This window comes from Solihabitans fulvus, from assembly GCF_008386585.1.
In the GTDB taxonomy this organism is placed as follows: Bacteria; Actinomycetota; Actinomycetes; order Mycobacteriales; family Pseudonocardiaceae; genus Solihabitans; species Solihabitans fulvus.
Genome location: NZ_VUOB01000074.1, coordinates 64,749 through 84,003, shown reverse-complemented (window position 1 = coordinate 84,003; position 19,255 = coordinate 64,749). Strand labels below are relative to the sequence as shown.

Sequence of the window (19,255 nt, the reverse complement as noted above, 5' to 3'; positions counted from 1 at the left end):
ACCGTTGTCCCCCAGAAGGTGTGGCGTGCCCGTGCCGGCTGACGTGGTGGTGGTGACTGGTGCGGCGGGCGGCATGGGCTCGGCCACGGCGAGGCGGCTGGCCGCCGAGGGCGCGCGGCTGGTGCTCACCGACGTGCGCGCCGACGACCTCGCCGCGATCGCGGCCGAGTTCCCGGCCGACCGCGTGCTGGCCGAGCCCGCCGACGTGCGGGATGCCAGGCAGGTCAAGGCCGTGATCGACGCGGGCCTGGCGAGATGGGGCAGGGTGGACGGGCTGCTGAACACGGCGGGCGGCCCGCTGCCGGCCGGGCGGCCGGTCTGGGAGCTGACCGAGGACGAGTGGGCGCGGACGATCGAGGTGAACCTGACGGGCAGCTTCAACTGGATCAAGGCCGTGGCCCCGCCGATGATCGAACGACGCGACGGCCACATCCTGCTGGTCGCCTCGGGCACCGGGCTGCGGCCCGGTCCCAACTACGCCGACTACGCGGCCGCCAAGGCCGGCGTGATCGGCCTGACGAAGGCCGCGGCGCAGGACCTCGGCCGACACAACGTCAGGGTCAACGCGCTGTGCCCCGGCCTGACCCCGCACGAGGGCAACGCGGCGGGCGCCGCCGCCGCGCTGGAGCGCTACCGGTCGCAGATCGCGCTGGACCGGATCTCCACGCCGGAGGCGTTCGCGGAGTTCGCCTGCTTCCTGTTGCGCAGCCAGGTGATCTCCGCGCAGGTGATGGCCCTGGACAGCAAAATGGTCCTCTGAGCCGAAACCCCACCGACCGCGCCGACGACGCCCCGCCCACTTTCTCAACGCAGCTCCGCCTACCCACTCAACGCAGCTCCGCCTACCCGCCGAAGGCAACCGTCGCGGAAGTGCCGGCGGGCAACGACCCCGTGCGCACGGTGAGCGTCCGCGACGCCGCGTCGTAGGTCCAGGACCCCTCGGCCGCGGCCACCCCGTTGACGCGCACGGACCGAGGCGGGCCAGTGTCCCGGAACCGGACGGTCCACGCCCGGTTCGCGGCGGCGTCGGGGAAACCGCCGCGCCGTGCCGCGATCGTCAGCGTGCCGCCCCGGCCGTTCTCCGCGTAGGTCGTCGCGGTCGTGGCGGACTCGCCGTTCCGCGCGCCATGCCCCTCGCCGGAGTCCTCGTACAGCGTGAAGCCGCCGGACCCACCCGTCGCCACGTCCAACGTCACCTGGTCGAGCGGGCGCTGGTCGGCGTAGTCGACCTCGTCGGTGCGGGTCGGCAGCACCCCGCCGGCCCGCAGGAACACTGGCATGGTCTGGAGGTCGGTGCGCACGGTCTGGGTGCCCGGCCCGATGTGCCGTTCGCCGGTGAAGTAGTCGACCCAGGTGCCCGGCGGAAACCACACGGTGGTCGGCACGTCGCGCACGCCTTGTGTGGTCACCGGCGCGACCAACAGGTCATCGCCCAACAGGTACTGGCCGTCCGCGTGGTAGGCGTTCTCCTGGTCGGGATAGTTCAGGTACATGCCCCGGCACATCGGCAGTCCGGTGTCGTGCGCCTGCCGCGCCAGCGTGTACAGGTAGGGGACCAGCGCCTCCCGCAGCTGCATGAACTTCCGGCCGGCCGCCGCCGCGTCGGGCGGGTAGTCCCACGGCAGCCGGTAGCCGTGGTTGGAGTGCAGCCGCAGGATCGGCTGGAACGCGCCGAACTGGATCCACCGCGCGTACAGGTCGTCGGGCAGCCGGTTCCCGTCCCCGCCGTAGTTGTGCGCGCCGATGTCGTGCGATTCGAACGGAATGCCGATGTTGCCGCGCGCCACGGTGTAGTGCGCCGCGAACGCCAGCAGGCTCCAGGTGGAGACCGTGTCCATGGAGGTGTCCACGCTGTAACGGTGGTCGGCCCACGGACCGGCGGGGAAGATCGCGCTCTCGCCGTAGCCCGTGTAGCCGCTTCCGGTGCGGTTCCAGGAGAAACCGCGCTGGCCGCGCTGGTCGGCGCGGCGCGCGTACAGGGCGTTGATCCAGCTGTCCGGTGAGATGCCCGGCGCCTGCGCCACCGAGCCGTCGCAGCACGTGTCGGCCCACCAGTTGTCCACGCCCTGGTCCTCGAAGGGCTGGTGCAGGGCGAAGTACGCCTCGGCCTGCGCCGGGTCGGTCAGGTCGAACACCCCGCACAGCTCGGGCAGCGGGCAGCCGCCGGTCGGCAGGTCGTGGCCGAGCGCGTCGCGCACCTCCTGATAGCGGGGGTCGCGCAGCGCGATGCTCGGATGGATGTTGAGCGAGACGCGCAGCCCCTGGTCGTGCGCCCAGTCCAGGAATCCCTGCGGGTCGGGGAACCGCTCGGGGTTCCACTCCCAGCCGTTCCACTGGTTCGGCGACTTGAAGTCCGTGTCCACCACCAGCGCGTCCAGCGGCACGTGGTTGGCGCGGAACGCGGGCAGGATCGTGTCCCGGTAGTCGGCCTCGGAGTACGGGTAGTACCGGGAAAACCAGTTCCCCAGCGCCCAGCGCGGCAGTTCGACGGCCGGCCCGGTCAGGTCGTGCAGGTCGGCGAGGCCCTGCCGGTAGTCGTGGCCGTAGCCGAAGAAGTAGCCGTCCTGGTAGGCGGATCCGGCGCGGGCCGGGCGCTGGTCGAGCGTGAAGTCCGGTTTCAGGATGGCGGTCGCGGTGTCGTTGAGCAGGTACCAGCCGTCCCGGCTGAGCAGCCCCTCGTACAGCGGCCTCGGGCCGTCGGCGTTGTCCAGGCTGCGCCGCCAGCCGCCGAGGTTCGCCGCCGCGTGCGCGGGATCCGCGACGGCTGGGTCCGGCTCGCCGACCTCGGTGACCGCGACGCTGTCGACGTTGACGCCGCACTGGTCGGAGTCCTTGCACCGCACCGACATCGGCACGTCGCCGGCCGGCAGCGGCAGCGTGGCGGCCGCAGTGGACCAGTCCGCGCTCGCCGGCAGGTCCACGTCGACGGTCTGGTCGCCGGCCGTCAGCACCACGGTCCGCGGTTGGGCGGCGGAGTATCGCAGGTGCACCGCGTGGTCGCCGGCCGAGGGGATTCCGTGCTGCTGCCAACCGATCCGGCCGTCGGTCCGGTCGCGCAGCGCCGTGTAGCCGCGCCCGGTGAAGCCGGCCTGGTCGGTCGCGAACTCCGCGCCGTCACGGAGTTCCGCCGTCTCGGCCTCGCAGGCCGTGCGGAACTCGCAGGAGCCGGGCAGCGACCAGCTGGGCCGCGCGATCACCGGAACGGCGCCGACGTCGAGGTAGATCTGGAGGTTGTCCTGGGTGAACGGCCCGGAGCTGACCAGGTAACGCAGGACCATCCGGCCGGTGGTGATCGTCAGGGTGCCGTTGTCCACGCTGGTCCGCACGGCGAGCGGGGCGTGCCGGCTGACCGCGTTGAAGGTGGGGCGGTCCTCGAAACGGCCGTCCTGGGCGTATTCCAGGCGAACCAGGGTCGGCGACAGCACCTGGAAGCGCGCGCGGCCGTCGACCACGATGTTGGTGGCCGTGGTCGTCCCCGCAGCAGGTGCGGTGGGCGCGGCGGTGGGCGGCGGAGGCAGGTCGGCGGCGGAGGCGGTCAACGAGGACAGGCCGAGAGTGAGGATCACCGCAAGCGTGAGAAGGCGCGGCGCGGTCACCGACATCAGACCTCCTGGGCGGCGCGGTTCGGCCCAGGGTATTGCCGGCACGATCACTGAGCGGGCCGGTCACCTGATCGGATGACTTAACTTTTGCTGGTTTCTGGGGCGTGTGCGGGCAGCGTCGCGTCGGGGTCCAGCCAGATAAGGCGAGGCGTGAGGTTGTCGTTCCAGCGGAAGCCGGGCAGCGCGTCCTCCGGGTTGCTGAGTCGCATCCGAAGGTCGCCGCGCACGCCGATGATCTCGGCGTGATCCTCGAACGCGAAACCCCAGGCCGCGATGCGCCCGTCCAGCCGCTCGCCGCACTCCTGCACGACGGCGAACACGCGCGGGGCGTGGTCGGCGACCATCGCCGCGAGGATCGCGGAGAACTGCTCTTCAGTCCATGGCGGCATGGGCGTTCGGACTACCATCCGAGACCTCCTACTGTCTGTGTTGGTTCCGACACTGTGCGTAGGAACAGTGTGAAGTGGGTACTCACTAGACACAACGAGTACTCGTGATTGCTACCCGGTCGAGTGACAGGCGCGTGTGGAAGGCGGCAATGAACCAGGACAGCGGCGACGTCGTCAGCGCAACCGTCCGGCGTTGGCAACTCACGGAGACCCTGCGGCAGCTCCGAGATCAGGCAGGCCTCACCCATGAGCAGGCCGCTGAGCGTCTTCGCGCCACTGCGGGAAAGTGGTCTCGGTCGAAGCTCCAGCGCATCGAGACTCGAGAGCAAGGGGTGAAGGTCCGTGAGGTCGAGCAGCTGCTCGACCTGTACGCCGTCGTAGATGTGAACATGCGGACCTGGCTGCTGGACCTCGCGGCCACCGCGCACGAACGCGGCTACTGGTTGGCGCTTCGCAAGGACCTGCCCGACGACTTCCATAACTTCCTCAGCGTCGAGGCCGCACTACTCGCGCTGAGGCAGTTCGAAACCATGGTGGTCCCGGGGCTGCTCCAGACTTCGGACTACACCCGAGCCTTGATCAACGGCGCGAACCCAAGTCTGGCCGCAGACGTAGTGGAGCGGCGAGTGATCGCCCGTATAGCTCGGCAGCAGGTGTTGACGAAGTCCAACCCGTTGCAGTTCCACGTGATCGTTGACGAAGGCATCCTGGAGCGACCGATCGGCACGCCGATCGTGATGCGCAACCAGCTACGCCGTCTGCTCGATGAGGCTGAGACCGCACACGTCACCATCCAGGTGCTGCCGAAGTCTGCTGGGGCGAGCCCAGCCATGAACGGCCCGTTCTCCATCCTGACCCTGCCTGACCCCATTCCGGACTTCGGATACGCCGAAGGACCTGGCGGTGGTGTGTACATCGAAGATCGGTCGGATGTTCGAACTTGTATCCTGAGGTTCGGCATCCTTACCGAGCGAGCGCTGTCTCAGCAGAAGTCGGTGGACCTGATCCACACCGCTGCGGAGAGCTATGCGTGAGCGATGCAGGAGGGCGGCACGGCATGGCTGGCGAGAACGCGCAGTTAGGCGTCGCGTGGCGTAAGAGCAGTTTCTCCGGCGATGGCGGTACCGGGGGCGGCAACTGCGTCGAGGTCGCGGCGCTGACCGACGGTCGATTCGCGATCCGGGACAGCAAGTCCCCTTCCACAGACGTCATTTCCGTCCCCCGCGCGGAACTAGCCGCCTGGCTCGGCAGCATCAAGGCCGGCAACTTCGGCTGACCCTCACACGCTCCGGAAGCTCAACGGCACCGCCTCGATCCGCCGCACCTGCAAGAACGGCTCCCACCGGGGCTCGTCGATCTCCAACACCAACTCCCGGACGGTCGTGGCGAGTTCCGCGATGGCCTCCTGCGCCTCCAGCCTCGCCAGCGCCGCACCCACGCAGTGGTGGATGCCGAAGCCGAAGCTGATCGGCCGAACGTCCGCGCGCCGAACATCGAACCTGTCCGGGGAGGCGAACCGCGCCGGATCCCGGTTGGCCGCCAGGAACGAGACGTGCACGGCCTCGCCGGCGGCCACCCGCGTCCCGGCCAACGAGACGTCCGCCCGCGCCAGCCGCACGGTGCTGGGAATCGGCGCCTCGTAGCGCAACACCTCCTCGGTCGCCTCGACCGCCCCGCCGGCCCGCAGCAGCGCGAACTGCGCCGGGTGCTGCGCCAACAGACAAGCCGCGATGCTCAGCAGCCCGCGCGTCGTGTTGTGCCCGCCGACCAACAGGTTCGCCACGATGGCGTACAGCTCGGTGGTGCGCAGCCGGTCGCCGTCCTGCTCGGCGTGCACCAGCGCCGACAGCAGGTCGTCGCGGGGTGCCTTGCGCCGCCTGATGATCAGCGTCTGCAAGTAGCCGTACAGCGAGCGAACGGCGTCGTCGGCCCTGCGGAGCTGGTCGGCGGACAGGCTGTTGGTGAACGCGTGCCCGATGTCCACGGTCCACGCCTTGATGACGTCCCGATCCGCGCTCGGCACGCCGACCAGCTCGCAGATCACCCACACCGGCAGCTCGTGCGCGATCTCGCCGACCCACTCCACCCTGCCCGCCTCGCGAGGCCCCGCCAGCAGCCGGCGCAGCCGGTCCCGCGTGCCCGGCCGCACCCGCTCGACCTGGCGCGCCGTGAACGCCTTGCGCACCAACGCGCGCAGCCGCGTGTGGTCCGGCGGCCGCATGCTCAGCAGCAACAGCTGGCACCAGTCGTGGAACGGCCCCTCGGTGACGTTGTTCCTGGCCAGGATCGCGGCCACGCCGAAAGTCTCGAGCAACGGATGGCGCAGCGCCTCGTGCGCGTCCTCGTAGCCAAGCAGCACGGGCTCGCCGTGCGGGGTGCGCCCGATCCGGCCGCGCGCCCGCGCCGCCGCGAGCACCGCGTGCGGATCGGCCCAGTAGTCCAGGTCGGCAGGGTCGACGATGCCGGGCGCCAACAGCTCGGCCATGGGCGTTGCCTCCTACGACACGTCGGGCCAGTAGGAGTCGGCCCAGCTCCGATGGCTCGGTTCGAGGTCGACGTCGAGGCTACGTGTCGTGATGCTCAGCGACACGTAGAACGCGGCCAGCTGCACGAGGTCGACGACCTCCTCGGCGTGGAATCGTCGACGCAGCAACGCGAACGTCTCGTCGCCGACCCGCAGCCGCCTGGTGATCTCCCGAACCGCGCGCAGCACCAGCAGCTCCCGCTCATCGAAGCGGCTCGACCGTTCCCAGTCGCGCAGCTCGGCGAGCTTCGCCGGCTCGATCCCGCACTGGAGCGCCTTGTGCACGTGGTGGGCGAAGCTGTACCGGCAGTCGGTCTCCGCCGCGACGGCCAGGATGACCAGCTCGGCGGTCTGCTCGGACAGCGAGGAGGTGAACCGCAGCGCGTTGTTGTACGCCGCCCACCGGCTCAGGATGTGCAGGTTGCGCCCCATCACCCTGGTCAGGTTGGGCACCTCGGCGCCGCTCGCGCGCAGCTGCTCGGTGTAGGCGTCGAACTCCACGTCCTCGCCGTCGCGGACCGGCGGCACCCGCCCCACGGCTACTTCACCGCCACGGGCGCGACTGGGGCGCCGACCGCGTGGCGGAACGGCAGCGGCGTGGCGTGCAGCAGGAACTCGTAGACGCCGTCGTCCGCGCAGTCCTCGGACAGCTCCTCGAGGTCGAAGTTCTGTCCCTGCAACAGTCCCATCTCCACCAGGTGCAGCAGGTGCACGGCGAACGGCGCGTCGGCCAGCTCACCGGGGTACACCTCGAAGGTGAGGTTGTCGGTGGCCACGGCCGCGATGTCCCTGCGGTGGAACCATTCCACCGTGCCAAGCGACGGCCCTGGGCTCGGTGCGCCGTAACCGTCCCGGTCGCCCGCCTTGAGCCGCCGCAGCTGCCCGGTGCGGACCAGCACCAGGTCGCCTGTCGACACGGTGATGCGGGCCAGCTCCTCCGCTGCGTCCAGGTCCGCCGCCGTGACGGCGTATCCCGGCGGCAGCACGTCCACGCCGAGCATCCTGGGCAGGTCGAGCAGCACGCCGCGACCGACCACCTGGCCGATCCGGTCGACACCGCAGTACGCGGCCCCCGCCGAGGTGACGACCGAGGCGGGGAAACCGTTGTACAGCCTGCCCGCGTAGCTGACGTGTGCCAGCGCGTCCCAGTGCGTCGCGGCCTGCAAGCCCATCTCCACCACGTCGTCGCTGGTGCAGAACTGGCGGGTGTCCCCGGTGATCGGTGTGTTGCACATGATCATGGTGCGGTGCGGGTTGATCCGCCCTGGGATGATCCCGGTCTGCGGCCCGTCCTGGGACAGCGGCAGCGACAGCGACACGGTCCGGCCGGTCCTAACCAGCCCGGCCGCCGCGCGAACATGGTGCGGCGTCAGCAGGTTCAGCGTGCCCCGCTGGTCGTCGCGGCCCCAGCGCCCCCAGTTGTTCACCCGCTTGGCCAGGTCGTGGAACTCCGGCGGCATCGGCGTCATCGTCACTCCCTCAGAAGGTGAGAACGCCGCGCGCCACGGTGCCCTCCGCCATGTCGCCGATGATGGTCTCCAGGTTCTCCAGCGGATACGTCTTGCTGACCAGCTCGTCGATCAGCAGGTCGCCGGAGCGGTAGAACTCCACGTAGCGCGGGATGTCCGTGTGCGGGCTGGTAGCGCCGTAGCGCAGCCCGAGGATCGACCGGTCCAGGTACATCGGCGCGACCGGCACCGACATCTCGGTGCCCGACGGCGGCACCCCGACCAGCACGAGCTGGCCGTGCCAGTCCAGCAGGTCGACGGACGCGCGGATCAGCTCGGGGCTGCCGACGCACTCGAACACGTGGTCGGCCCCGGACGGTAGGACCTCGCGCACGGCCGCCACCGGGTCGACGCCCGTGGTGTCCACGAAGTCCGTCGCGCCGAACGCGCGGGCGATCTCCTCCTTGGCCGGGTTGTTGTCCACGGCCACGATGCGCGCGGCGCGCGCCAACCGGCAGCCCTGCACGACGTTCAGCCCGACGCCGCCGACGCCGATCACGATCGCGGTGTCGAGGGCGGCGACGCGGGCCCGGTTCAGCACCGCGCCGACTCCGGTGACCACCGCGCAGCCGATCAGCGCGGCGGAGGTCAGCGGCAGCTCGACCGGCACCCGCACCACCTGGCTGGCCTGCACGACGGTGTGCTCGACGAACGTGGACGTCGCGGCGAAGCTGTGTGTCGGCCGGTCCCGCCAGGTGAACGGCGTCGGCCGGTTGCCGAAGGTGCTGCGGCACATGGTCGGCCTGCCCCGGCCGCACTCCGCGCACGCCCCGCAGTTGGCCAGCGTGGACAGCACGACGTGGTCGCCCGCCGCGACGTGCGCGACGCCGGGTCCGGCCGCGGCCACCACCCCGGCGCCCTCGTGGCCGAGCACCACGGGGACCGGGAACGGGATGGCGCCGGTCAGCACGCTCACGTCGCTGTGGCACACCCCGGCGGCGGCCAGCCGCACCAGCACCTCGCCGGGGCCCGGCTCGCGCACGGTCAGGTCGTCGACGATCCGCAGCTGTTCACCGTCGTACACAACGCCTCGCATGGCACCTCCTGGTTGGCTACCGAAGCTGGTTGGCTACCGAAGCCCGCTGACCTGGACACCGAGCTACGCCCACACCACGCTCTGCACCTCGCTGTACGCGTCGAGGCCGAACGACCCGCCGTCCCGGCCGATCCCGCTCATCCCGAAGCCGCCGAAGGGCGCCTCGGGGTGCTGGTGACCGGTGTTGACGCCGACGTAGCCCGACCGCAGCCGCGCCGCGATCCGGTATCCCCTGGCGGGATCCGCGGTGTAGACGTAGTTGTGCAGCCCGAACCGGGTGTCGTTGACGATCGCGACGCCCTCCTCCTCGGTGTCGAAGGGGATCACGCAGATCACCGGCCCGAACACCTCCTCGCGCGCGACGGTCATCGACTGGTTGACGTTCGTGATGAGCGTCGGCGCGACGTAGAAGCCGGGCGAACAGGCAGGCCGTCGCCCGCCAGCGACCACCGCGCCGCCCTCCGCGCGCGCCGACTCGACGAGCTGTTCTGCCCGATCCCGTTGCGCCGCACTGATCACCGGCCCGAGCACGGTTTCGGACGCGAGCGGGTCGCCGACCTTCAGCGAGCCGGCCCGGTCGGCGAGGTGCCGCACGACGGTCCGGTAGATCGACCGGTGCACCACGGCCCTGGTCGGCAGGATGCAGCCCTGCCCGGACAAAAACGTCCAGGTGGCGCAGATGCCGGTGACCGCGGTGTCCAGATCGGCGTCCGCGAGCACCAGCGCCGCGCCCTTGCCGCCGAGTTCCAGCAGCATCCGCTTCATGGTGCGGCCGCCGGCCGCCGCGATCCGCGTGCCGACGGCGGTGCTGCCGGTGAAGCTGATCATGTCGACGTCGGGGGAGTCGACCAGCGCCACGCCGGTCTCCGCCGTCGAACCGGTCACCACGTTGACAACGCCGGGCGGAAACCCGGCCTCCGCGAAGAGTTCGGCGAGCAGCAGGCACGCCAACGGGTCCTGCGGCGCCGGCTTCACCACGGCGGTGTTGCCCATCGCCAGCGCGGGGGCCAGCTTGCCGGCCATGGTGCCGATCGGGAAGTTGTACGGCGTGATGCAGCCGACCACGCCGACCGGGCGGCGCGCGGCGACCGCGCCGACCAGCGCGCCAGGGGCCAACGCGCTCGCCGGAACGAGTTGCGGGGCAAGGGGAACGTCCCGCTGTTCCAGCGCGCCGCGCGCGTACCGGCGCAGCCTACGAACAGTGACCGGCACCTGCGTGGCGCGGGCGATCGCCATCGTGCTGCCCGTCTCGGCCTGCGCCAGCGGCACGATCTCGTCCTGGTGTGCCGACACGAGATCGGCGACGCGGTCCAGCAGCCTGGCGCGCTCCTCCGGTGCGGTCCGCGACCACGCCGGGAACGCGGCCCGCGCCGCGGCGACGGCGTCGGCCACGTCGGCGACCCCGGCCTCCGGCGCGTGCCCGACGACCTGTTCCGTCGCGGGGTTGACGATCGGGTAGTGGCCGCCGGACGGCTCGCGCCACTCGCCGTCGATCAGCAGCCGCCACGTCCTGTCCGCCACGCTCGTCATGGTCCGCAGCATGGCCTTTCGTGCGGCGGAACGGGAACGGCCGCACGCGAAGACAGGTAGGGGAGCGGGTAGTTCTCCCGTGGCCCACGGGTACGGGACTGCCAGACTGGGAGCACTGCGCCAGCCTGGTGAGGAGTTCGCATGGAGTTCGGAGTGATCGTCCAGACGTACACGCCGCGACACCGCAGGGAGGGCGATCCCGAGTTCGAGCACACCGCGCTGTTCAACGACATCGCGGCGATCAGGGCGGCCGACCGCAACGGCGTCAAGTACGCGTGGGCGACCGAACACCACTTCCTCGACGAGTACTCGCACCTGTCGGCCAGCGGCGAACTGCTCGCCTACCTCGCGCATGCCACCGAGCGGATCCACCTCGGCTCGGCGATCTTCAACCCGCTCGCCCCGGTCAACCACCCGGCGAAGGTGGCCGAGCGCGTCGCGATGCTCGACCACCTCACCGAGGGCCGCTTCGAGTTCGGCACCGGCCGGGGCGCTGGCTCGCACGAGATCCTCGGCTTCATCCCGGGCATGACGGATCTCAACGGCACCAAGGAGATATGGGAGGAGACCATCGCGGAGTTCCCCAAGATGTTCCTCCAGGAGGTCTACGAGGGCTTCCAGGGGAAGCACTGGTCGCTGCCGCCGCGCCGGATTCTGCCCAAGCCGTACGGGAAGGCGCACCCGGCGATGTGGTACGCGGCCGGGAGCAGCGCCAGCTACGCGATGGCCGCGCACAAGGGGCTCGGTGTGCTCGGCTTCAACGTGGGCAAGCTCGCCGACCTGGAAGCGGTGATCGGCTCCTACAAGGGCGCGATCCCCGGCGCGGAACCGGTCGGCGCGTTCGTCAACGACAACGTGGTGGTGGTGACCGCCGCGTTCGTCGACGAGGACGGCGCGAAGGCCCGCGCGGCCGCGGTGCGGGCGCGGCTGGCCTACCAGCAGAGCAACGTCTTCCGCTACCACGACTCCTTCCCGCGCCCCGAAGGCATTCCGCCGTGGCCGCAGCTCATCCCCGACTACGACCTCGACGGCATCGAGCACCTGATCAACGAGGGCACCATCGTGTGCGGCGACCCCGACGAGGCGCGCGAGCAGTGCGAGCGGTGGCGCGGCACCGGCCTCGACCAGCTGGTGTTCGCGATGGGCCTGGCGACGCCCGAGGAGGACCAGGAGACGCTGCGGTTGCTCGGCGAACACGTCATTCCCGGGCTGGACACCGATCCGGTGCACAGCACCACCCGCTTCCGTCAGGCGTAGCCACCCGAGCGAGCGCTTGGTACCGTGGCGCGGTGGGCACGGGCCGCGTCGGGAAGGTCGGCGACCTGCCCTGCGATGTCACGAGCTTCGTCGGCCGGCGCGCGGACCTCGACACCGTCAGGCGGCTGCTGGTCGCCTCCCGCCTGGTGACGCTGACCGGCTTCGGTGGGGTCGGCAAGACCCGGTTGGCGCTGCGTTGCGCGGCCGACCTGCGCCGCGCGTTTCCCGGCGGCACAAGGCTTGTCGAGCTGGCGTCGCTGCGCGAGGCCGGCCTGCTCGACCAGACCGTTGCCAAGGCCGTCGGGGTCCGCGAGGCGCCCGGCCGCAGCGCGTTCGAGTCGCTGTGCGACGTCGTCGGGGACCGGCAGGTGCTGCTGATCCTGGACAACTGCGAGCATCTGCTCGACGAGTGCGCCGCCACGGCCACCGCGCTGCTGCGCGCGCTGCCCAACCTCAGGGTGCTGGCCACCAGCCGGCAGGCGCTGCGGGCGCGGGGCGAGCACCTGTTCACGGTCCTCCCGTTGTCCTGCCCCACCGAGGGTCTGCCGGCGGCCGGACTCACCCGGTACCCGGCGGTCTGCCTGTTCGTCGACCGCGCCGCCGCGGTGCAGCCGGACTTTGCGCTGGACCAGGACAACGCCGAGGCGGTCGCGCGGCTGTGCCGGGAGCTGGACGGCGTGCCGCTGGCGATCGAACTCGCGGCGGCCAGGCTCCGCACGCTGTCCGTCCGGCAGGTGGCCGACCTGCTCGGCGACCGCTTCCGGCTGCTCAGCCTCGGCCATCGCGGCGCGGAGTCGAGGCAGCGCACCATGCGCGCGCTGATCGACTGGAGTTTCGCGTTGTGTTCCCCCGCCGAGGCGACGCTGTGGGAGCGGCTGTCGGTGTTCTCCGGTGGTTTCGAACTCGCCGACGCCGAGGCGGTCTGCGCCGACGCCGAGTCCCATGGTGCCAACGCCGTGGCACTGCCGGACACCGCCGTGCTGGACGCCCTGTCCGGCCTGGTGGACAAGTCCGTGGTGGCCAGGACGGTGGCGGCGGGCGTGCCGAGGTTCCACCTGACCGAGACGCTGCGGGAGTACGGCAGGCTGCGGCTCGCCGAACGCGGCGAGGAGGCCGGCTGGCGTCGCCGGCACCGGGACCGGTACCTCGCCTTGGCGGAGCGCGCCGAACGGGAGTGGTACGGCCCGAGGCAGTTGGAGTGGCTGGGCCGGTTCGACCGCGACCACGCCAACGTGCGGCTGGCGCTGGAGTTCAGCTACCGCGCCGGTGGCGACCCCGAGATCGGGCTGCGGTTGGCCGCCGCGCTGCGGCCGTGGTGGGTGACCGCGGGCTTCCTGTCCGAGGGGCGCCACTGGTTGGCGCGCGGCACCGCGCTGCACCGGACACCGGACCTCAGCTCGGCCCGCGCGGCGCTCACGGCAGGCGGCCTCGCCGTGCTGCAAGGCGACTTCGAGGCGGCGGAACCGTTGCTGGCGCTGGCCGGCGCGCTGGCGGACGCGCTCGGCCGGCCGGACCTGCGCGAGCACCTGTTGGGCGTGCGCGGCCAGGCCGAGATGTTCCAGCGCCGGCACGAGAGCGCGGTCGCGCTGCTGACCGAGGCGCTGGCCGGGCATACCGCGCGCAACGACGTCGCCGGGCTGGTGGAGAGCCTGCTGCCGCTGGCTTTGACGCTGTCGTCGATGGGCGACGGCGTCGGCGCGGTGGCGCTGTGCGAGCGGCTGGAACGGATCTGCGTGCGCTGCGGCGACACCGTCGGCCGGTCCTACGCCCTGTGGACGAAGGCGATGGAGGCGTGGCGGCACGGCGACGGCGCGCGGGCCGCCGACGCGCTGCGCGACAGCCTGCGGCTCAAGGCCGTGCTGCACGATCCGCTCGGCATCGCGCTGTGCCTTGAGGGGCTGGCGTGGGTGGCCGCCGAGGCCGGTGCGGTGGAGCGGGCCGCGACCCTGTTGGGCGCCAACGAACCCGTGGCGAGGTCGATCGGGTTCTCGCTGGCGAAGTACCGACACCTGGTGGAGTACCGGGACACCTGCGCGCGGCGGCTCGACAGCGCCGACCAACGCGCCGTCCGCGCGGCCCGCCGAGCCGGCGCCGCGCTGACCCTGGACGAGGCGCTCGGCTACGCCCTGGACGAACCGCCAAGAGCGCCGGAACCCCGTGCGGCGCAGGGAGATCTGACCCCGAGGGAACGCGGCGTCGCCGAGCTCGTCGCCGCCGGACTGAGCAACCGGGAGATCGCGGCACGGCTGGTCATCGCGCAGCGCACCGCCGAGGGACATGTCGAGCGGATCCTCGCCAAGCTGGGCTTCACCTCACGCGCCCAGATCGCGGCCTGGTTCGTCGGCAACGCCTAGCTGTCGCCACCCGACCCGGATTCTCCTCGCACCTGTTCAACCAGCAGCTCCAGCGCCGCCCTCGCCTCGCCGAGCGGGACCCCGGTCGCCTTCCGCCAGACGGTCAGCGCCGCGACCCGGTCGCCCGCCAGCGCGTGGGCAAGAGCCACTCGGACGTGCTCGGGCTGCCCCGGCAGCCGAACGGGAACGGGTCTGCCGCGTGGCTCGCCGCCCCGCCCGCTGGGATCGCGCTCGTCCAGCGACGCGTGCAGCGCCTCGATCGGCACCCGCTCCTGCTCGCGGACCGCCGTCAGCTCCCAGGCGAACTCCGCGGCATCGGGCCGTTCCTCGTCCAGCCCGATGCCGAGCAGCCCCGGATCGTCGATCAGCTGGCAGAGGTTGTACAGCAGCTCGTGCTGTAGCTGCCGCACCACATCGGTCAGGTCGTCCGGATCGACGCCGCTGGCCAGGAGCCGGTGCAGCGCGGTCGAGGTCGCGTCGCCGTCCGGCCACTCCCTGAGCCGGGACTCGATCCACGACGGGTGGCCGTCGGTGTGGCCGTCCTCGTCGACGACCAGGCTCCACAGCGTGTCGACGAACGACTCGCGCGCCCGCTGGCCGTTCTCATCTGTGGTCACCAGCCAAGACTGCCACGGAGGGCTTCAGCCACCTGCGGGGTCCGCCTCGGCAAGCGCCGGCAGCACGCGATCGGCCAGCAGCCGCAGGCCGTCCCAGGCGAGCTCAGGCGGTATACCACCCATCATGGGATGACACACCAGGAACGGCCGTCCGGCCGGCCCGGTCAGCTCGGCCACCAGCTCCTCCGGCGTCAGCACCCGGTAGTGCCCGGCGGCGCGCAGCTCATCGGCGTCCGTGACGGCCCGGTAGCCGCCGATCTGCGCCTCCGGCGAGCTGTCCCCGTACGCGTTGGTCTCGTGCAGCGCGTGCGGCGCGATCAGCGGCCACACCGCGTCGGGATCGGCCGCCACGTGCACGAAGCTGGTGTCGCCGCCGAGATACGGCCCGGGGTCGGGCCGGCCGAGCACGCGCAGCTCGTCCCGGTAGAAGTCCCACAGCTGCGGATACGACGGCACGAACCCGTCCGCCAGCCGGGCCGCCCTGCGCGCCGCGCGCTCGCTGGCCGCGCCGAGCAGGATCTTCGGGCCGCCCGGGGTGTGCGGCGCCGGCGTCACGCGCACGGTCCGCCCCCGGAACTCGAACGGCTCGCCCGTCCACGCCTGCCGCAGCGTCCGCACCGTCTCCTCGGTGCGCGGCACCCGCTCCGCCATCGGCCGGTCGAACATGGCGAACTCCCGTGGCACGTAACCGTTGGCGAGCACCACGGCCAGCCGGCCCCTGCTGAGCAGGTCAACGGCGGCGAGGTCCTCGGCCAACCGCAGCGGGTCGTGCATCGAGGTGATCATCGCCGCGATCTGCACGCTGATCCGGCTGGTGCGCGCGGCGATGGCCGCGGCAAGGACCAGCGGGCTGGACACGAACCCGTCCGGCTCGCCGTGGTGCTCGGACAGCACCACCTGGTCGAAGCCGTGCTCCTCGGCCCACACCACCATGTCCAGCGCGGCGGCGTACCGGTCGCTCATGGCCACCCCGGTGAAGGGTGGGTTGCGGAAGTCGAAACGGATCGCGAGGAAGGGCATCGTTGCCTCCGTGACCTCGGGTGGCGCCGCCGCCGCTCAGGTGGTGGCGGCCAGCACGCGCAGCGTCCCCTTGTGGAACACCAACGGATGCGGGGCGTCCGCCTCGGCCAGGTCGAGCACCCTGCCGACCGCGAGGAAGTGGTCGCCGATCTCGTGCACCTCGTGCAGACCGCACTCGATCCACGCCGTCGCGCCGGGCAGCAGCGGATGCCCCAGCGACGACGGTGTCCAGCGCAGCCCCTCGAACTTGTCGCCGCCGCTGCGGGCGAACCGCGCGCACAGCTCGTGCTGGTCGTGCCCGAGGACGTTCACCGCGAACGAGCCCGCCGACGCGATGTGCGGCCAGCTGGTGGACTGCTTGTCCACGAACAGGCCGACCAGCGGCGGGGACAGCGACACGGACACGAACGACCCGATCACCAGGCCCACCGGGCCGTTCGGCGTGTCGGCCGTCGTCACGGTCACGGCGGTCGGCACCCGCCCGAGCACCCTGCGGAACCGCCCCGCGTCGATCCCCTGGCTCATGCCGCCCCCTCCGCGCCGGCGAGGATCCGCGCGAACTGGGCCCAGGTCTCGCTACCGGCGGGCCCGGCCGCGTCGAGTTGATCCTCGAAGGCCAGAAAACCATGGAACAGCCCGGGATAACACCGAAACGTGGCTGCCACCCGAACAGCTCGCAGCCGTTCGGCGTAGCCCATTGCCTCGTCGCGCAGCAGATCGCACTCGGCGGTGACGATGTGCGCGGGCGGCAGGCCGGCGAGGTCGGCCCGCAGCGGGGACGCGTACGGGTGGTCGCCGTCGGCGCGGTCCGCCAGGTACTGCGCCCAGTACCACCGCAGGTGCGCCGAGGTGAAGAAGTGGCCGTCGCGGTACTCCCGGTGCGAGGCCGTGTCGGCGCCGTGGTCGAGGATCGGGAACAGCAGCAGCTGGGCCGCGATTCGCGGCGCGCCGAGGTCCCTGGCCAGCAGGCACGCCGCCGCCGCGAGGTTGCCGCCAGCGCTGTCCCCGGCCACCGCCACCCGGTCGGGGTCGCCGCCGAGCGCGGCCGCGTGCCCGGCCGCCCAGGAGAGCGCCGCGTGCGCGTCGTGCACTGGCGTGGGAAACCGGTGTTCCGGCGCGCGGCGGTACTCCACCGACACGACGATCGCGTCGGCGCCGACGGCCAGCCTGCGGCAGGTCTGGTCGTGCGTGTCGACCGAGCACAGCACCCAGCCGCCGCCGTGCAGGAACACCACGATCGGCCGCGCGCTGCCGGTGTCGCCGCCGGGCCAGTAGATCCGCACCGGCAGCCGCGTGCCGTCGGGTCCGGCGATGTCCCGGTCGGCGACCCGGTGCACCGCGAGGGGCTTGCGCTGCGCGTAGCCCCGCTCGACCAGCCTGCGCGCCTCGCCGGCGTCCAGCACCTCGGTGCCCAGCTTGGGAAACCGCTCGTTCAGGCCGGCGACCAGCGAGGCGGCCTGCGCGCTCAACGGCATGCGGGGTCACCGCCCCGGACCGGTGCCGCGGTGCCGGCCACCAGACCGCCGTCGACGGCGAACTCCCCGCCGGTCAGGTACGCGGCCGCGTCCGAGGCGAGGAACGCCACCAGCTCGGCGGTGTCCTGCGGCGTGCCGAGCCGCCGCAGCGCCACCTTCGGATAGTTTCCGTTGCCGGCCACCAGACCCGAGCCGCGGATCATCTCCGTGTCCACCGCGCCGGGATGCACCGAGTTGACCCTGATGCCGTGCTCGCCGAGTTCGAGCGCCGCCGTCTTGGTCAACCCCCGCACCGCCCATTTGCTCGCGCCGTACGCGCCGTGGCCGGGCACGCCCTGCATGCCGGCGGTCGAGGACACGTTCACGATGGACCCGCCGCCACCGGTCCGCATCGCCGGCACCACCGCGCGCAGCCCGAAGAACACGCCGAGCAGGTTCACCTCGAGCAGCCGCCGGAACCGTGCGGCGCTCTCCTGCTCGATCCACGCCGTCGAGTACACGCCGGCGTTGTTCACCAACACGTCGAGCGAGCCGAACTCCGCCAACGCCACCCGGACCGGCAGCCGCCACCCCTGCTCGTCGCTCACGTCGTGCCGCACGAACCGCGCGTCCGCGCCGAGTGACGCGGCCACCTGCTCACCCTGCACGGTGAGCAGGTCGGTGAGCACGACCTTCGCGCCGCGCGCGGCGAACGTGCGCGCGGCCGCCTCGCCCTGCCCCCTGGCGCCGCCGGTGATCAGCGCGACCTTGCCGGCCAGCTGCGCCATCACGCACGTCCCTCGCGGAAGTGCGGGATGACGTGCTCACCCCACTGGCGGATGGTCTCAAGGCAGATGTCCTGCGGCACCGTGCCCATCTGGATCAGGCACATGATCTCGTCGGCGCCCGCCTCGCGCAGCCGCTCGACGTAGGACACCGCGTCCCGGTGATCGCCGTAGGCGTGCGCCGCGTGGTAGGTCGCCGTGCTCGACGGCCGGACCGGGATGCGCGCCTCGTGCAGGTAGGCCACCATGTCGTCGCCTGCCTGCCGGATCGCCGCGACCTCGTCCTGCCCCTCCCGCACCACCTCGTCCGGCACCGGCCCCGCGCCGTACCAGTGCGCGATCGACTGGGCGAAGAACCGCTGACCGCGAACACCGGTCCGCACGGCCAGTTCCCGGTCTGGCAGCACGGTCGTCGGGCACAGCGCCGCGAAGTGGTTGTTGACCTCGGTGGATACCAGGCGGTCGCCGGTCCGCGCCGCGATCGCCTTGTCGTAGATGGCGCGCAGCCTGGCCACCTCGTCGGGGCCGGCGAACCCGAGCACCAGCGCGCCGACGCCGTACTCGGCCGCCAGCACCACGGAGGTGTCCTTGGAGCAGGCCAGGAACAGCGGCGGGTGCGGCCGTTGCATCGGCCGGGGGAGCACGGTGAACTGTCTGCCCTGCGGGGGAACGATGTCCAGCAGCTTGCCGTGCCATTCGAAGGTCTCGTCCTGCCAGACGCTGCCGATGATCCGCAGCGCCTCCTCGACCTCCGCGTGGGTCGCCTCGGGATCCACGCCGTACAGCGCGGTCTCCTGGGCGGTCGCCCCGCGTCCCGCGCCGAGGTCGAGGCGCCCGCCGGACAGCACGTCCAGCATGGCGGCGCGCTCGGCGACCCGCACAGGATGGTTGAAGTGAAACGGCATGCACACCACGCCGTGGCCGATCCGGATGCGGCTGGTGCGTGCCGCGACGTAGCTGAGGAAGATCTCGGAGGCGCTCATGTGCGCGTACCACTTGAGCCCGTGGTGTTCCACCGCCCACACGCGGTCGAATCCGGTCTGCTCCGCGAGCACCGCCTGGTCGAGACAGTCGTGCAGCACCTGACGTTCCGTCTCGGCACTGGGGTTCGCGGTCTGCGCCTCGATGATCATGGAGAACTTCATCGCCGACCTCCACGTCGAATACTTCTATTAGTAG

The 19,255-nt window shown here is 71.7% G+C and carries 18 protein-coding genes; 5 read left to right on the top strand and 13 right to left on the bottom strand.

Annotated features, from left to right (window positions below):
• The first annotated feature begins 25 nt into the window (after positions 1-25).
• Positions 26-760 carry an SDR family NAD(P)-dependent oxidoreductase gene (locus F0L68_RS35325; RefSeq protein ID WP_149854241.1) on the top strand — a complete coding sequence of 245 codons (735 nt, stop codon included), beginning with the start codon at positions 26-28 and terminating at the stop codon, positions 758-760.
• Positions 761-842: 82 nt separating this feature from the next.
• On the opposite strand, the gene F0L68_RS35320 is transcribed toward F0L68_RS35325, so the two are convergent.
• Complete coding sequence (locus tag F0L68_RS35320) at positions 843-3,602, bottom strand: TIM-barrel domain-containing protein (RefSeq protein WP_149854240.1); 2,760 nt, start codon at positions 3,600-3,602, stop codon at positions 843-845.
• Between the two features lie 80 nt (positions 3,603-3,682).
• Complete coding sequence (locus tag F0L68_RS35315; protein WP_223199422.1) at positions 3,683-4,009, bottom strand: hypothetical protein; 327 nt, start codon at positions 4,007-4,009, stop codon at positions 3,683-3,685.
• A 131-nt stretch (positions 4,010-4,140) separates the two neighbouring features.
• On the opposite strand from F0L68_RS35315, the gene F0L68_RS35310 reads away from it, so the two are divergent.
• Positions 4,141-5,025 carry a helix-turn-helix domain-containing protein gene (locus F0L68_RS35310; protein ID WP_149854239.1) on the top strand — a complete coding sequence of 295 codons (885 nt, stop codon included), beginning with the start codon at positions 4,141-4,143 and terminating at the stop codon, positions 5,023-5,025.
• Positions 5,022-5,267 carry a DUF397 domain-containing protein gene (locus F0L68_RS35305; RefSeq protein WP_223199421.1) on the top strand — a complete coding sequence of 82 codons (246 nt, stop codon included), beginning with the start codon at positions 5,022-5,024 and terminating at the stop codon, positions 5,265-5,267. Before F0L68_RS35310 ends, F0L68_RS35305 begins: the two co-directional genes overlap by 4 nt.
• Before the next feature lie 3 nt (positions 5,268-5,270).
• Here F0L68_RS35305 and F0L68_RS35300 read toward each other — a convergent pair whose 3' ends face one another.
• From F0L68_RS35300 to F0L68_RS35280, 5 genes are all read right to left on the bottom strand, one after another.
• Positions 5,271-6,476 carry a cytochrome P450 gene (locus F0L68_RS35300; protein WP_149854238.1) on the bottom strand — a complete coding sequence of 402 codons (1,206 nt, stop codon included), beginning with the start codon at positions 6,474-6,476 and terminating at the stop codon, positions 5,271-5,273.
• A gap of 12 nt (positions 6,477-6,488) precedes the next feature.
• Positions 6,489-7,052 (bottom strand): carboxymuconolactone decarboxylase family protein, encoded by a 564-nt coding sequence (locus F0L68_RS35295; protein ID WP_149854237.1) that lies wholly within the window; start codon positions 7,050-7,052, stop codon positions 6,489-6,491.
• Between the two features lie 2 nt (positions 7,053-7,054).
• Complete coding sequence (locus F0L68_RS35290) at positions 7,055-7,984, bottom strand: cyclase family protein (protein ID WP_149854236.1); 930 nt, start codon at positions 7,982-7,984, stop codon at positions 7,055-7,057.
• A 10-nt stretch (positions 7,985-7,994) separates the two neighbouring features.
• Complete coding sequence (locus tag F0L68_RS35285; RefSeq protein WP_149854235.1) at positions 7,995-9,059, bottom strand: alcohol dehydrogenase catalytic domain-containing protein; 1,065 nt, start codon at positions 9,057-9,059, stop codon at positions 7,995-7,997.
• A 63-nt stretch (positions 9,060-9,122) separates the two neighbouring features.
• Positions 9,123-10,589, bottom strand: a complete 1,467-nt coding sequence (locus F0L68_RS35280; protein WP_188317002.1) for an aldehyde dehydrogenase family protein — start codon at positions 10,587-10,589, stop codon at positions 9,123-9,125.
• 141 nt (positions 10,590-10,730) lie between these two features.
• On the opposite strand from F0L68_RS35280, the gene F0L68_RS35275 reads away from it, so the two are divergent.
• Together F0L68_RS35275 and F0L68_RS35270 are read left to right on the top strand one after the other, a co-directional pair.
• Positions 10,731-11,846 carry an LLM class flavin-dependent oxidoreductase gene (locus tag F0L68_RS35275; RefSeq protein ID WP_149854234.1) on the top strand — a complete coding sequence of 372 codons (1,116 nt, stop codon included), beginning with the start codon at positions 10,731-10,733 and terminating at the stop codon, positions 11,844-11,846.
• Between the two features lie 32 nt (positions 11,847-11,878).
• The gene (locus tag F0L68_RS35270; protein WP_149854233.1) at positions 11,879-14,200 is read left to right on the top strand and encodes an ATP-binding protein; all 2,322 of its coding nucleotides are present in this window, start codon (positions 11,879-11,881) and stop codon (positions 14,198-14,200) included.
• Here the strand turns inward: F0L68_RS35270 and F0L68_RS35265 are convergent.
• The 6 genes from F0L68_RS35265 to F0L68_RS35240 are packed head-to-tail and all read right to left on the bottom strand — an operon-like array spanning position 14,197 to position 19,221.
• Positions 14,197-14,817 (bottom strand): hypothetical protein, encoded by a 621-nt coding sequence (locus F0L68_RS35265; RefSeq protein WP_149854232.1) that lies wholly within the window; start codon positions 14,815-14,817, stop codon positions 14,197-14,199. The two genes, F0L68_RS35270 and F0L68_RS35265, sit on opposite strands and share 4 nt — an antisense overlap.
• 24 nt (positions 14,818-14,841) lie before the next feature.
• Positions 14,842-15,837, bottom strand: a complete 996-nt coding sequence (locus F0L68_RS35260; RefSeq protein WP_149854231.1) for an LLM class flavin-dependent oxidoreductase — start codon at positions 15,835-15,837, stop codon at positions 14,842-14,844.
• Between the two features lie 36 nt (positions 15,838-15,873).
• On the bottom strand, positions 15,874-16,362 hold the full coding sequence (locus tag F0L68_RS35255) for a flavin reductase family protein (protein WP_149854230.1): 489 nt from the start codon (positions 16,360-16,362) through the stop codon (positions 15,874-15,876).
• Positions 16,359-17,312: an alpha/beta hydrolase gene (locus tag F0L68_RS35250; RefSeq protein WP_149854229.1), complete on the bottom strand. Its 954-nt coding sequence runs from the start codon at positions 17,310-17,312 to the stop codon at positions 16,359-16,361. The genes F0L68_RS35255 and F0L68_RS35250 overlap by 4 nt, the downstream gene beginning before the upstream one ends.
• The gene (locus F0L68_RS35245) at positions 17,303-18,079 is read right to left on the bottom strand and encodes a glucose 1-dehydrogenase (RefSeq protein WP_149854228.1); all 777 of its coding nucleotides are present in this window, start codon (positions 18,077-18,079) and stop codon (positions 17,303-17,305) included. Before F0L68_RS35245 ends, F0L68_RS35250 begins: the two co-directional genes overlap by 10 nt.
• A complete protein-coding gene (locus F0L68_RS35240) occupies positions 18,079-19,221 on the bottom strand; it encodes an LLM class flavin-dependent oxidoreductase (protein ID WP_149854227.1) in 1,143 nt (380 codons plus the stop codon). Before F0L68_RS35240 ends, F0L68_RS35245 begins: the two co-directional genes overlap by 1 nt.
• Between the last annotated feature and the right edge of the window lie 34 nt (positions 19,222-19,255).

Coding starts and splice junctions, on each gene's coding strand:
- F0L68_RS35275 (WP_149854234.1), top strand. CDS start 10,731: ATGGAGTTCGGAGTGATCGTCCAGACGTACACGCCGCGACACCGCAGG.
- F0L68_RS35240 (WP_149854227.1), bottom strand. CDS start 19,221: ATGAAGTTCTCCATGATCATCGAGGCGCAGACCGCGAACCCCAGTGCC.
- F0L68_RS35280 (WP_188317002.1), bottom strand. CDS start 10,589: ATGACGAGCGTGGCGGACAGGACGTGGCGGCTGCTGATCGACGGCGAG.
- F0L68_RS35285 (WP_149854235.1), bottom strand. CDS start 9,059: ATGCGAGGCGTTGTGTACGACGGTGAACAGCTGCGGATCGTCGACGAC.
- F0L68_RS35290 (WP_149854236.1), bottom strand. CDS start 7,984: ATGACGCCGATGCCGCCGGAGTTCCACGACCTGGCCAAGCGGGTGAAC.
- F0L68_RS35260 (WP_149854231.1), bottom strand. CDS start 15,837: ATGCCCTTCCTCGCGATCCGTTTCGACTTCCGCAACCCACCCTTCACC.
- F0L68_RS35245 (WP_149854228.1), bottom strand. CDS start 18,079: ATGGCGCAGCTGGCCGGCAAGGTCGCGCTGATCACCGGCGGCGCCAGG.
- F0L68_RS35300 (WP_149854238.1), bottom strand. CDS start 6,476: ATGGCCGAGCTGTTGGCGCCCGGCATCGTCGACCCTGCCGACCTGGAC.
- F0L68_RS35310 (WP_149854239.1), top strand. CDS start 4,141: ATGAACCAGGACAGCGGCGACGTCGTCAGCGCAACCGTCCGGCGTTGG.
- F0L68_RS35315 (WP_223199422.1), bottom strand. CDS start 4,009: ATGGTAGTCCGAACGCCCATGCCGCCATGGACTGAAGAGCAGTTCTCC.
- F0L68_RS35250 (WP_149854229.1), bottom strand. CDS start 17,312: ATGCCGTTGAGCGCGCAGGCCGCCTCGCTGGTCGCCGGCCTGAACGAG.
- F0L68_RS35320 (WP_149854240.1), bottom strand. CDS start 3,602: ATGTCGGTGACCGCGCCGCGCCTTCTCACGCTTGCGGTGATCCTCACT.
- F0L68_RS35255 (WP_149854230.1), bottom strand. CDS start 16,362: ATGAGCCAGGGGATCGACGCGGGGCGGTTCCGCAGGGTGCTCGGGCGG.